Origin of the sequence: Blautia wexlerae, assembly GCF_013300825.1 — a bacterium.
In the GTDB taxonomy this organism is placed as follows: domain Bacteria; phylum Bacillota; class Clostridia; order Lachnospirales; family Lachnospiraceae; genus Blautia_A; species Blautia_A wexlerae_B.
The window spans coordinates 43,670-56,894 of sequence record NZ_JAAIMY010000018.1 but is presented as its reverse complement, the minus strand read 5'-3'; the positions used below and the strand labels follow the sequence as shown (position 1 = coordinate 56,894).

At 42.0% G+C, this 13,225-nt stretch carries 12 protein-coding genes and 1 riboswitch; of the genes, 10 read left to right on the top strand and 2 right to left on the bottom strand.

Features of this window, described 5'->3' with window-relative positions; genetic code table 11:
* The first annotated feature begins 26 nt into the window (after positions 1-26).
* Positions 27-656 (top strand): YczE/YyaS/YitT family protein, encoded by a 630-nt coding sequence (locus G4417_RS10440; RefSeq protein ID WP_173683373.1) that lies wholly within the window; start codon positions 27-29, stop codon positions 654-656.
* 193 nt (positions 657-849) lie between these two features.
* Here G4417_RS10440 and sdaAA read toward each other — a convergent pair whose 3' ends face one another.
* Both sdaAA and sdaAB read right to left on the bottom strand, forming a co-directional pair.
* Positions 850-1,719 (bottom strand): L-serine ammonia-lyase, iron-sulfur-dependent, subunit alpha, encoded by an 870-nt coding sequence (sdaAA, locus tag G4417_RS10435; RefSeq protein WP_173683374.1) that lies wholly within the window; start codon positions 1,717-1,719, stop codon positions 850-852.
* A gap of 19 nt (positions 1,720-1,738) precedes the next feature.
* On the bottom strand, positions 1,739-2,407 hold the full coding sequence (gene sdaAB / locus G4417_RS10430; RefSeq protein WP_173683375.1) for an L-serine ammonia-lyase, iron-sulfur-dependent subunit beta: 669 nt from the start codon (positions 2,405-2,407) through the stop codon (positions 1,739-1,741).
* Between the two features lie 754 nt (positions 2,408-3,161).
* Here sdaAB and mgtE point away from each other — a divergent pair.
* From mgtE to G4417_RS10385, 9 genes are all read left to right on the top strand, one after another.
* Positions 3,162-4,556 carry a magnesium transporter gene (mgtE, locus tag G4417_RS10425; RefSeq protein ID WP_173683376.1) on the top strand — a complete coding sequence of 465 codons (1,395 nt, stop codon included), beginning with the start codon at positions 3,162-3,164 and terminating at the stop codon, positions 4,554-4,556.
* 438 nt (positions 4,557-4,994) lie between these two features.
* Positions 4,995-5,070: riboswitch (cyclic di-GMP riboswitch) on the top strand.
* Positions 5,071-5,162: 92 nt separating this feature from the next.
* Complete coding sequence (locus tag G4417_RS10420; RefSeq protein WP_243872123.1) at positions 5,163-6,932, top strand: sensor domain-containing diguanylate cyclase; 1,770 nt, start codon at positions 5,163-5,165, stop codon at positions 6,930-6,932.
* Positions 6,886-7,071 carry a diguanylate cyclase domain-containing protein gene (locus G4417_RS10415; RefSeq protein ID WP_026649031.1) on the top strand — a complete coding sequence of 62 codons (186 nt, stop codon included), beginning with the start codon at positions 6,886-6,888 and terminating at the stop codon, positions 7,069-7,071. Before G4417_RS10420 ends, G4417_RS10415 begins: the two co-directional genes overlap by 47 nt.
* A 7-nt stretch (positions 7,072-7,078) precedes the next feature.
* Positions 7,079-7,987 carry a LysR family transcriptional regulator gene (locus G4417_RS10410; protein ID WP_173683378.1) on the top strand — a complete coding sequence of 303 codons (909 nt, stop codon included), beginning with the start codon at positions 7,079-7,081 and terminating at the stop codon, positions 7,985-7,987.
* Between the two features lie 155 nt (positions 7,988-8,142).
* The gene (gene nikB / locus G4417_RS10405; protein ID WP_173683379.1) at positions 8,143-9,087 is read left to right on the top strand and encodes a nickel ABC transporter permease; all 945 of its coding nucleotides are present in this window, start codon (positions 8,143-8,145) and stop codon (positions 9,085-9,087) included.
* Positions 9,084-9,950 carry a nickel transporter permease gene (gene nikC, locus G4417_RS10400; RefSeq protein ID WP_173683380.1) on the top strand — a complete coding sequence of 289 codons (867 nt, stop codon included), beginning with the start codon at positions 9,084-9,086 and terminating at the stop codon, positions 9,948-9,950. Before nikB ends, nikC begins: the two co-directional genes overlap by 4 nt.
* Positions 9,951-9,984: 34 nt before the next feature.
* Positions 9,985-11,523: an ABC transporter substrate-binding protein gene (locus G4417_RS10395; RefSeq protein WP_173683381.1), complete on the top strand. Its 1,539-nt coding sequence runs from the start codon at positions 9,985-9,987 to the stop codon at positions 11,521-11,523.
* 98 nt (positions 11,524-11,621) lie between these two features.
* Positions 11,622-12,416 (top strand): ABC transporter ATP-binding protein, encoded by a 795-nt coding sequence (locus G4417_RS10390; protein ID WP_173683382.1) that lies wholly within the window; start codon positions 11,622-11,624, stop codon positions 12,414-12,416.
* Positions 12,413-13,174: an ABC transporter ATP-binding protein gene (locus tag G4417_RS10385; protein WP_161276052.1), complete on the top strand. Its 762-nt coding sequence runs from the start codon at positions 12,413-12,415 to the stop codon at positions 13,172-13,174. Before G4417_RS10390 ends, G4417_RS10385 begins: the two co-directional genes overlap by 4 nt.
* The last annotated feature ends 51 nt before the right edge of the window (positions 13,175-13,225 follow it).

Here is a 13,225-nt window from a genome sequence, read left to right as displayed (position 1 = left end):
AAAGTTAATTTTACGGAGGAAAAGAGATGAGTGAATGGATCAGAAAAATAAACTGGAAGTATGTGATCGTAATGCTGATTGGAAATGTGATCCTTGGTATGGGAATTGCAATATTTAAACTTTCCGGTCTTGGAAATGACCCTTTCAGCGGAATGGTCATGGCATTGTCTGACAGAATAGGAATTGATTATCCAATCTTTCTGATCATTGTCAACATGATCATATTTGTGGTGGAGATTATTTTCGGAAGAAAGATGATCGGTCTGGGAACATTTGTGAATGCCTTGCTTTTGGGATATGTTGTTTCCTTTTTTTATAATATTATTTTATGTATCGAACCGACTCAGATGCTTCAGAGAATTTTGACTGTCTGTGTGGGGGTCGTTGTAACAAGTCTGGGAGTATCCATGTACCAGTTATCCAGACAGGGTGTAGCTCCATATGACAGTATCTCGCTGATCATGACAGAAAGATGTCCAAAGATTTCTTATTTCTGGCATAGAATTTCCAATGATGCTTTATGTGCACTAATCTGCTGGCTGGCAGGAGGAATTGTAGGACTGGGAACACTGGTCAGTGCCTTTGGACTGGGACCGGTAGTTCAGTTTTTTGATACATACTTTACATCGAAATTACTGAAGAAGTTGGGAGAATGATCAGGAACATTGATAAACATTCCCATACTTTAATCGAATTACGGCAAACCTCTCGAATGCATTATTTACGAGGATTGCTATAGGTAAGCAGCGAAGCGGATTGTGAATATCCGCCTGACGTGGTGAAAATGTGAATGTGCGTTTTACATCAGGCTGACATTGAAATTCAACAGGATGTCAGCCTGACTGTGGATTATCTGCATATATGACATGCCTCACACGCAGACTGAGTGACAGCACATCCTCCCATTGCGGTTTCACGCAGTTCGGCAGGGATTTTTTTGCCGACTGTAAACATTGTCTGTATCATTTCATCCAGGGAGATAAGCTGTGGGATACCTGCGAGAGCCATCTCTGCGGCGATGAGTGCGTTAGCTACACCGGCGGCATTTCGGTTCTGACAGGGATATTCCACCAGACCACCTACCGGATCACATACCAGGCCCAGCATATTCATAAGTACAGTAGATGCTGCGAATGTACATTCTTTTGGGGTGCCACCCATCAGCTCTACAGCAGCAGAGGCAGCCATGGCAGAAGCAACGCCAACCTCAGCCTGACATCCGCCCACAGCACCTGCAACTGTGGCATTTCTCATTGCCAGATATCCGATGGCACTTGCATTAAATAATACCTGAATAATTTCTTCGTCAGAAAAATCATAATGTTCCTGCATTGCCAGCAGCAATCCCGGTACGATTCCGGCAGAACCGGCAGTAGGAGAGGCTACGATCAGTCCCATGGATGCGTTGGTTTCCAGAGTTGCCATGGCATAGGTGACCGCCTTTTGAAGCAGCTCACCGCAGAGCCCTCTTTTCTCCTGAGCGTGTAGACTCAGCTTTCTGGCTTCTCCGCCGATCAGACCGCCCATAGATTTTATCGGCTGTCTGATTGGCGAGAAAGCAGCATCTTTCATAATCTCCAGTACCCGTGTCATTTTTTTATTTACAATTTCAGAGGTTGTTTCGCCAAACTCAATCTCACGGATACGCATAATCTCTGAGACAGGAAGATTTTTTTCTTCACAGAGAGCTAAGAGTTCATTTGCATTTTTAAATTCCATGATAAAAATCCCCCTTTCTTTACATCTGTACAATCATAACTTCATGAATATTTGGGTTCTCACGGATTGCAGGAACGATATTCTCAGGAAGTTTACCGTCAGATTCTACGATTGTATAAGCAATATCCCCCTTGCCTTCACGGAACAGACGCATAAATGCAATATTGATATTACGGTCACTCAGGCATTTGGTAATATAGGCTACAACGCCGGGAGTGTCCTGGTGAATCACGATCACTGCGCTGTATTCGCCTGTAAAGTCTACCTGTACGTGATTGATTTTCACAATGCGGACCTTGCCGCCTCCAAGGGATTCGCCGCGGACGGTCATTTTCTGGCCTTTTTCATTTTCCATGCAGATATCTACGGTGTTCGGATGAATATCTGTTTCCTGCTCATTTGGAGTGAAGGAGAATTTCAGATCTTTTTCATGAGCAATATCAAAAGAATTTCGGATGCGCATATCATCGGTAGAGAATCCCATAATACCGCCCAGCAGAGCTCGGTCAGTACCGTGACCATGGTAAGTTTTTGCAAAGGAGCCGTACAGGATAAAGTCGGCTCTCTTTAACGGACCTTCAATCATTTTCTGGGCAAGATAGGAAATACGCGCCGCACCTGCGGTATGTGAACTGGAAGGGCCGATCATGTTAGGCCCCATTACATCAAAAGCACTGATAAATGACATATGAAATATTCTCCTGTAGATATAAAATATTGATGATTGTTATAGTATGTGCAAATTACTGAATATATTGTAACATCTGTCTGTAAAAGAAGCAAATGTATCGTTACTGTTTACCGGTAATATTCCGCGAAGTGTGTTGCTGGGAACGGCGTTAACAGTAATAATCTATCATTTCGTTAATATTAACAAAAATTAATGTAAAAAATACTAAAACAGGGTTGCTTTTTGTCCGGGTGGCGGTTACAATAACAGTGCATTTGGGAAGTGCTTCCGAAATGTGCAGAATATCTGAATTAAAAATATAAAAAAGGCAGGTGGAACAGAATGGATAATTGCGATTCTCATGGGCGAAGTAGTAGCACAGGATCTGAATTAAAAAGAGTATATGAGTATAGCAGCCGTTTTTGTTCTGCTGTAGTCATATATTTTCAGGATTTTCCATGTATGCATATAAAATAGAAGTTTTTTACTGTCTGTGATCTGACAGTTTCTGTATGTGGAAGATCGGATGTCTTTTTCATTTCTTATCCTGTATTTATGAAATTCCCCCGAATCATGCAATTACATATTGAGCAGTAATGATCCGGCGAAGATGCCGGACAGTTACGGACAGCGGATGAATAGCAGGTTATGGTTTGATACCCTGCGGTTTATTGTGCTGGAAAAAGCATGGAAGAAATGGCAGTAAAATGTAATAAATAACAGACTGCTTTCTTTTGGTGTGCTTTTATGCAAAAAAACGGAGGATGAAAGAATGGAGAAAAGAGTACAGGATTATTCCAAAGAAATTCTGAAGATCATCCGCAGCAACACCTCTCCGGCCGTTATGGGAGGAAGGCTGCAGGATTATCATGAGAATGATCTGGCAGATGTAATGCCGAAACTGACTGTACAGGAGCGGTGCAAGCTGTACCGTATCCTGGATACAGATATGCTCTCTGATATTTTTGAATATACAGATGAGGAGAATGCAGCAGAGTATCTGAATGAAATGGATGTGAAAAAAGCAGCAGCCATTTTATCCAAAATGGAGACAGATGCTCTTGCAGATGTATTAAATAAAGTTGAAAAAACAAAGAAAAAAATACTGATCGATCTGCTTGAACCTGAGGTTCGACGTGATGTGGAGATGATCGCATCCTTTGATGAGGATGAGATCGGAAGCCGCATGACAACAAATTATATTGTGATCACAGATAAACTGACAGTTAAGCAGGCAATGAGCAGTCTGATCGAACAGGCTGCAAAAAATGACAATATCTCCACTATTTTTGTAGTGACAGAGCAGCAGAAATTTTATGGGGCCATTAATCTGAAAGAACTGATCATTGCCAGACGGGATGATCTGCTTGAGAATCTGGTGGTGACTTCCTATCCATATGTATATGCGGAAGAGAATATTGATGACTGTATCGAAGAACTGAAAGATTATTCTGAGGATTCTATTCCGGTTCTTGACAACGATAATCAGCTTCTGGGTGTCATCACATCTGCCAGTATCATTGACCTGGTTGATGATGAGATGGGTGATGACTATGCGAAGCTGGCCGGTCTGACAGCAGAAGAGGATTTAAAGGAGCCACTGAAAGAAAGTATGAAGAAACGTCTGCCCTGGCTGATCATTCTTCTGGGACTTGGCATGGTAGTTTCCTCAGTGGTAGGAATTTTTGAGAAGGTGGTGACTGCACTTCCAATCATTATGTGCTTCCAGTCTTTGATCCTTGATATGGCAGGTAATGTGGGTACCCAGTCTCTGGCTGTGACGATTCGTGTGCTGATGGATGAATCTCTGACAGGTAAGCAGAAACTGGAACTTGTGTGGAAGGAAATGAGAATTGGTCTGTGTAATGGCGGACTTCTTGGAATTCTGTCTTTTGTGCTGATTGGATTGTATATTTATCTGTTTAAAGGAAAAACACTTTTGTTTTCCTATGCAGTATCCGGATGTATCGGTGTGGCACTGTTGCTGGCTATGTTGATCTCCAGTGCAGTAGGCACCTGTATTCCATTGTTCTTTAAGAAGATCAATATTGACCCGGCAGTAGCATCAGGTCCGCTGATCACAACAGTGAATGACCTTGTTGCAGTAATTACCTATTATGGCCTGAGCTGGCTGTTCTTATTAAAAATGCTGAATCTTGCAGGCTGAATTTCAGATAATAAAAACAGGTCCTGTATCTTTGATTATAAGATATTGGATCTGTTTTTGTATGGAGTTATTATAGTTGGTCGTTATCCCGTAAAATACGGACCTGTCTTAATATTTCAGAGGATTAATTATGACAAATGTAATGTATGTCGTTTGCAATCTGGAATAAATTCTGTGAAATAAGGAAAATAGCAGTTGACATTATTCCGGGGATATGCAAATAATATATTGCAATTAGTGTTTACCTGATCTGACGATTGAAAGAGGCAAGTCGTTATTTGGATTTACAAAGCATATAAATGTTACTGAGAACGGAGTAAACAGTAACAAATAAACATCGGTGCAGGAAATATTAATGGTAAACAGTAATAAGAGATTGAAAATATAATATATATAATGTATCTGTGAATCAACTTGTTGGCACACCAGGCAACACAGATACAGTATCGGCAAAACAGTCGAAAGGCTGCGGCGCAAAGCTAAAGGGCCTGTAAAATGGCAGCCAGTTGCATTTATACAGAGAGTAATGTCTTGTTGTATTGTAGCGGGCATTATTCTCTTTTATTTTAAAGAAAGGTTGAGAATATCATGTCAGAGCATAGGTGTATGCTTAACAAAATGAATAAGATTGAAATATATGTCGCAAATGAAGATACGGATATTAATCCTTCAGTTCAGGAAGCTATTGAATATGTACTGAAACAGAATGATCCGGTGGGAACAGTCGCCGGTTATTACGATGAGAAGCTGACAATCTGGAGTGTAAGTAACTATTTTCTGCAGCTTTTGGGGTGGGATGACCTTGATGAATTTATGAAAGCATCAGATGGTTCTATGCTCAGTGTGGTCTGTAATGAGCAAAAGCATATATTTTCACCGGAAAGACTTCATGATTTACAGGGTTCTCACATCTTGTATCTGACAGACAGTAAAGGTTTATCAATATCGGTAAGGATTGTGAAGGCAGATGCCAGGGATAATAAAGGACGGCCAATCTGGGTATTATCTGTCAGATCTGATCACTTTACCCGGAATCAGGAAGCAAGGGAAGCTGCTTTTCACCGGGCTTTTACAGATATGAATCTGTGTGAATATTATGTGGATCTTCAGGAAAATACATTTGAATCTATGAAAGTAAAGGGCTCGCTTCAGGAAATTTTCAACAAAAGCCGGACATGGGATGAACTGATACAGATGTTTCTTGATAATTATGTCTGTCCTGAGAGTAAAGAGGCGGTTGCGCAGATTTACAACCGGGAATATATTATGAAGGAACTCAGAAAAATTACGGGGGAATTCAGTCAGGAATGCAAAGCAGTGTTTGACGGAGAGCAGCGTATTATCCGGAATGTAGTGATGGAGGGGGATACAGATGAGAACGGAGAGGTCAGACACGCCATGATTTTTCTTCGTGATGTGACGGATTCGAAAAATGCGGAAAAAGAATGCAGAGCGATGTTAAAGCAGAACATCGCCATGGACCAGCTTATTCAGGGAGTAACCAGGATTGTAGAGCGTTTTGCAGTTTGTGATCTGGACAGCGGGATATACGAATATTATGAGATGAACAATGAGTCTTATTATAATCCTACAGGTGATTACAGGGAGCTTCTTCAGCGTATGTCCGGAGAGTATGTGGTACTTACGGAAAAGATAAATATACAGATGGATGATCTGCTTTCACCGGAACATCTGAGAAAAGTTATTATGTCTGAGGATGATCTGTGTACCTTTGAATATTGTACTCTTGACAGATCTTCTTATAAAGTAATGTCAGTGATACCTGTGGAATGGAAAGGCAGTATACTGTCCAAAGTAATGCTGATCGCTCAGGATATCGGGCAGAAGCATGAACTTGAGAAGCTGGCAAATACGGATGCACTGACAGGACTTTATAATGAACGTTATCTTTCTGAAAGATTAAAAAGAAATGGAAAGTTACGCAAAAAATTTGCCATGTTCTATCTGGATCTGGACAGGTTTAAGCCTGTTAATGACACTTATGGACATGACATGGGGGACAGATTGCTGAAGGCGGTTTCCCGGAGATTGTGTAAATGTATCAGGAAGACAGACTATGCTTTCCGCATCGGTGGAGATGAGTTTTCCCTGATCATTGAGGAGGGCAATATTAATGATGAATTCTGTGAGATGATGGTCAGAAGAATAAAAAGTGCCATTGACCGGCCTTTTGATATAGAGGGGCGCCTGCTGAGCGTAGATACAAGCTGTGGCTATGCCATTTATCCGGAACACAGCCAGAAGATCGATGAAATCCGAATTATGGCAGATCACAGAATGTATGAAGATAAAACTCAAAACAGAAAATGTGGAAGGGTATATAACCAGGATTCAGAGAGAACTCCATATTGCTGACAGTCAGACAGACATTCCTGTATCTGCTGCGATTGGCTATGCATGGACTTCTGAAAAAGAAAAGAATCTGGAAAAACTGCTTCATGAGGCTGATGAAGCAATGTATGAAAATAAAAAGGAACTGAAGAAAGAGAGATAAAATCTTTATGGATTTAAAACAATTACAGTATTTCGTAGTATGTGCGCAGACTGGTTCATTCAGTGATGCTGCGAAAAATCTGTATTCTACACAGCCCAGTGTCAGCAAGGTAATCAAGGGACTGGAAGATACGCTGGGAATGCAGCTTTTTGAACGGCTGCCAAGAGGAATCAGACTGACAGTACAGGGACACAAGATTTATGAATATGCGTCGAAAATTATAAATGAAGTAAATGTTCTGGAAAATATGGCTTCCAGCGGAATGACAAAATGGATCCGGATATCTTTAAATCCCAGCTCCTGGTTTGCCAATCAATTTGTAGACTTTTATAATGAAACCTATGAAAAAAAATATCATTTCCAGGTAACAACAGCAGGTGTACAAAGCGTAATGGAAAGAGTCCGGGATTATATGGATGATATTGGTTTTGTATATATCCTCAGTCAGCAGAAGGAAAATTTCCTATATGAACTGTCAAAAAACAAAATGCGTTTCGAACCCATCTATGAAACAGATGTAATGCTGTATCCGGGAGGGCTGACAGAACTTTACAATTCCGGCAAAGAGAGGGCAGAACTGGAAGACCTGGAGGGCATCCGTTTTATACAGAATTATCAGGATGAATTTTTTGACATCGGTGCTGTAAAAGAAGATGCATTCCAATGGAAGGACATTGACATTTCCGTGCTGACCAACAGTGATTATATTATGGAAAAAATGCTGAAGAACAGTAAGGTGGCAAATATAAGCGGAAGTTACCTGTCAGAAAACAAAGAAGGAACTACACCGGGAATCCCTCTGGATCTTGGAGACAGTAAAGTGATTTTTGGTTTTATACTCCACAAAGGAGAAGAAATGGATGAGAGTGTGGCAGAGCTTGTGGAGTTTTTAAAGAGCAGACTGCCGAAGCATTAAATGATTATAGGTATTCCAAAAACAAAGATAGATATTCAAATTAAGAATAGCTTATAACCCCCAGGGTGGGTTGTGGGCTATTTTTGCTTTTGTTAAACTGAATGATGGCAAATTAGGAGTACAATTTTGAAAAATTATAAAATGGAGATAATCAAATGAGAAAATATGCATTCAGACGACTGCTCCAGTTGATTCCCATTTTGTTTGCGATTACTTTTCTCTCCTATGGCATGATGCGGATTGCGGGAAGTGATGTAGTAACACAAAAAATGGAAAATACAGGACAGATCCTGTCAGAAGATAAGTTAAATGCAGCCAGAGAACAGCTGGGACTGGACAAACCATTTCTGACCCAGTATTTTGTGTGGCTTGGAAAACTGCTTCATGGAGATATGGGAAACAGCTATGTATCCAGTCTTCCGGTTTTTGACACGTTCATATCAAAGCTTCCGGCAACCCTGCTTCTTACAGTGACCTCTATTTTGCTGACTATCATTATATCGATCCCTCTGGGAATCCTGTCAGCAGTGAAACAGAATACGATCATGGATTATCTGATCCGTTTATGCAGCTTTATAGGAAACAGTCTTCCTAATTTTTTTGTATCATTGCTGTTGATGTATTTTCTTGCCATCAGGCTACGGATTTTTCCTGTTATAGCCAAAGAAGTAAGCTTGAAGAGTGTGGCAATGCCGGCAATCACTCTGGCGATCGCCATGTCAGCCAAGTATCTGCGACAGGTCCGTGCAACTGTGTTGGATGAATTAAGCAAAGACTATGTGGCAGGAGCGAAAGCAAGAGGAGTAAAATTTTCTGTCACTCTTTGGAAAAGTATTATGAAGGCTTCGTTGGTAACTATCATTACCTTGCTGATGCTGTCAGTGGGAAATCTGCTGGGAGGAACTGCGATCGTAGAATCCATCTTTATGTGGGATGGAGTTGGAAAGATGGCAGTAGATGCCATCTCCATGCGTGATTATCCTATTATTCAGGCATATGTTATGTGGATGGCGATCATCTATGTTGTGGTAAATCTGCTTACAGATCTGTCATACCGGTTCCTGGATCCGAGAATCCGTCTGGGAGGTGTGAAACAATGAGTGAAAAGCAGAATAAAAATGTGACAGTGCGTGTACAGAAGATTAAGAAAAACCATATAAAACAAAAGCTGGCCTTTTTTCTTATTCTGGCAATAGGGCTTGTGGTACTTGCTGTTTTTTCAGAGCATCTCTGTCCATATGACCCTTATGCACAGGATCTGGCAAGTGCGCTTCAGCCTCCAAGTCTTCAGCATCCTATGGGAACAGATACATATGGAAGGGATATGCTGTCCAGAGTTATAAGTGGCGCAAGAGCCAGTATTTTCTCTACCTTTATTCTGGTTGCGGTGATTTCTGTGCTGGGAACAGCTGTGGGTGTATGCTGCGGATATTTTGGCGGAGCTGCAGATGCTGTTATGATGAGGATTTCAGATGTATGTCTTGCTTTCCCCGGGCTTGTATTTGCCATGGCGATTGCAGCTATTCTTGGGGGAGGCATTCAGAATGCTGTTATAGCACTGGCAGTAGTAAGCTGGCCGAAATATTCACGTATTGCCAGAGGGCAGACTCTGGCATTAAAAGAGGAACCCTATATTCATGCTGCCATACTGGCAGGTGACAGCTCAGGTCAGATTATGCTCAGACATATTCTTCCAAATATGCTGGGCCCTGTTCTGGTAACAGCCATGCTTGATATCGGTACCATGATGATGGAACTTGCAGGTCTGTCATTTCTTGGACTGGGAGCACAGATTCCCATGGCTGAATGGGGAAGTATGATGAGCAGCGGACGAAGTATGATCCAAACATATCCATGGGTAGTATTATCACCTGGAATTGCAATTTTTATATCTGTGGCAATTTTCAATCTGTTAGGTGATACAGTTCGTGACTATCTGGATCCTAAGAACAGCCGTTCATGATAAGTAATATGAAAACAAACGAGGAGGAAAGAAAATGAGAGCAAAGAAATTTCTGGCAATGGCAATTGCCCTGGGGCTGGCGGTAGGAGCGACAGCTATGCCAACACTGGCAGCAGAAAAAAAGACATTGGTATTTGGTGATACCACCTTTAATGCGGAAAATGAAGAGGCAGATATTAATCCACAAAATACATATGCAGGATGGGCGTGTATCCGTTATGGAGTAGGGGAAACTCTTTTCCGTTATTCCGATACCATGGAGATAGAGCCATGGATCGCAAAAGAGTATGAAAATATTGACGAGCTGACCTGGAAGATCACACTGAATGATGGAGTTGTGTTCTCCAATGGACGTGCCTGTGACGGAGAGGCAGTAAAGGAAAGCCTGGAGGCTCTGGTTGCCAATCATGAGCGTGCAGCAGGAGATCTCTGCATTGATACTATCGAGGCTGACGGAAATACTGTTACCATAAAGACTACAGAACCGAAGCCTGCACTGATCAATTATCTCAGTGATCCTTATGGATGCATTATTGATATGCAGGCAGGTGTCAGTGATGATGGGATTGTGATCGGTACAGGTCCTTATGTGGCAACTGAACTGGTGACAGATGATCATGTTAATCTTGTAAAGAATGAAAACTACTGGAACGGAGATGTAAATGTGGATGAGATCACTGTCCGCACAATCTCTGACGGTGATACACTGGCAATGGCTCTTCAGGCAGGGGAGATCAATGCTGCCTACGGTATGGCATATGCAAGCTATCCCTTATTTGAAAATGATGATTTTACATTTACCAGTACAGCTACAAGCCGTGCATTCTATGCATGGATGAACTTTGAAAGTCCTGTAACATCTGACCCTGCAGTGCGCAAAGCAATTGCCATGGGTATTGATAAGGACAGCTTTGTGTCTGTGCTTCTGAATGGATATGGATATCCTGCAGTGGGTGCTTTCCCGGATACTTTCTCTTTTGGCGGACAGAATCTGACAACAGAGAGCTATGATCCTGATGGGGCAAAGAAGGTTCTGGAGGAAGCTGGATGGGTGGATTCCGATGGTGACGGTATCCGTGAAAAAGACGGACAGAAACTGGAAATCCGCTGGCTTACTTATCCCAGCCGTCAGGAGCTTCCGCTTCTTGCAGAGTCTGCACAGGCAACTTTGAAAGAAATCGGCATGGATGTTCAGATAAATTGTACCTCTGATAATAATACTATCCGTAAAGACCCTACATTATGGGATGTATATGCAAGTGCCATGGTAACTGCACCTACAGGAGATCCGGAGTATTTCTTCACTTCCTGTACACTGGATGAATCTGCAAGCAATAACGGACACTATCACAGTGATCAACTGGAAGATCTGGAAAAACAGATGAAGCAAGAATTTGATGCAGACAAGCGTTCAGATCTGGCGATTCAGATGCAGCAGACAATCCTGGATGATAATGCCTATGTATTCTGTTCTCACCTGAGAATGAGTATGATCATGCAGTCTAATGTAACAGGACTGACTGCACATCCATGTGACTATTATGAACTGACTGCAGATCTGGATATCAACTAAACTGTAACAATAAATGAAGAACATTTGAACGATGATATTTCAGGGGCAAAAACTATTTTGCCCCTGATTTGGTAAGGATTAACAAGGATGGTTTACAGATGGATAGAAAAATACTGACCTACGATTCCGTAGAGATATCATTTGGCGGGAAAGCGGTGGTTCATAATGTGAGCTTCTCCCTTGAACATGGAGAAATACTTGGTCTTGTGGGGGAATCAGGCAGTGGAAAAAGCACTCTGATCAAAGCTGCAATGGGACTTCTGGGATCGGATGGTCTTGTGACAAGAGGAGATATCCGATATATGGATCAGAATATCCTGGATATACCGGAGAAAGAAAAAAGAAAGATCAGAGGTGCAAAAATCGGAATGATCTTTCAGGACGCAGGTGCCTCTCTGTGTCCGATCCGCACCATTGGAGAGCAAATTTACGAAAGTATGTGTGCGCATACAAAGATAACAAGAAGTGAGGCCAAAATCAGGGCAATGGATCTGTTTGACAAACTGAATTTTAAGGATAGCCAGCGCGTGTGGGACAGTTATCCATTTGAACTGTCTGGCGGAATGAATCAGAGAGCAGGTATTGCAATCGCCATGCTTATGAATCCGCCTATCTTATTTGCAGATGAGCCGACCAGTGCTCTGGATGTGTCTGTACAGCGTCAGGTTGTAAAGGAAATGCTTAAGTTAAGAGAGTTGTTTGGAACTGCAATCGTGATCGTGACACATGATATCGGAGTAGTCCGGGCAATGGCAGATACTGTGTTGGTTTTGAAAAATGGCAAAACAGTAGAATATGGCACAGCAGACCGTGTACTGGATCATCCCCGGGATCCTTATACCAGGAAATTGCTGGAGGCTGTACCAAAGCTGCAAAGGAAGGTCAGAGTATGAGCATACTTTTAGAGGCAGAACATTTAACAAAAATATTTACCCAGAGAGGAAAAAATCCTTTTAAAGCAGTAAATGATGTAAGCTTTACACTAAAAAAAGGAGAAACGCTGGGAATCGTAGGAGAATCCGGCAGTGGGAAAAGTACAATAGCAAAGCTGCTCACCCGGCTGACTGATATCACAGAGGGTACATTGAAATTTGAAGGAAAAGATATTACAAGACTGAAACAAAGTCAGCTGAAAGAGGTATATGGAGATATACAGATGGTTTTTCAGAATCCGGTGGGTTCTTTTGATCCCAGAAGGACACTGGGTGACGGAATTGGTGAGAGTCTTAGAAACCGTGGAATGAAAAAGGCTGATGTGGAGAAAAGAGTAGCAGAATTGCTTGAGCAGTGCGGCCTTGAGAAGGAATATGCAAAAAGATATCCTCATGAGGTAAGTGGCGGACAGTGTCAGCGGGCTGCGATCGCAAGAGCCCTGGCAGTGGAACCAAAAGTTCTGATCTGTGATGAGGCAACCAGTGCTCTGGATGTAACCATACAGAAACAGATCATGGAGCTTCTGAAAGACCTGAAAGAGAAGAAGGGGCTGTCTTTTATCTTTATCTGCCATAATCTGGCTCTTGTCCAGATGTTCTGCGACAGGGTCCTGGTACTGTATGAGGGAAAAGTAGTGGAAAGCGGAATTCCCGATGATATCATTAATGAACCAAAGGAAGAATATACGCGAAGACTGGTGGATGCGGTACTTTCGTGAATGTGATTTTTTTTGGAAGTGCGATAGTGGTATGAAAAATACAGGCAAAAC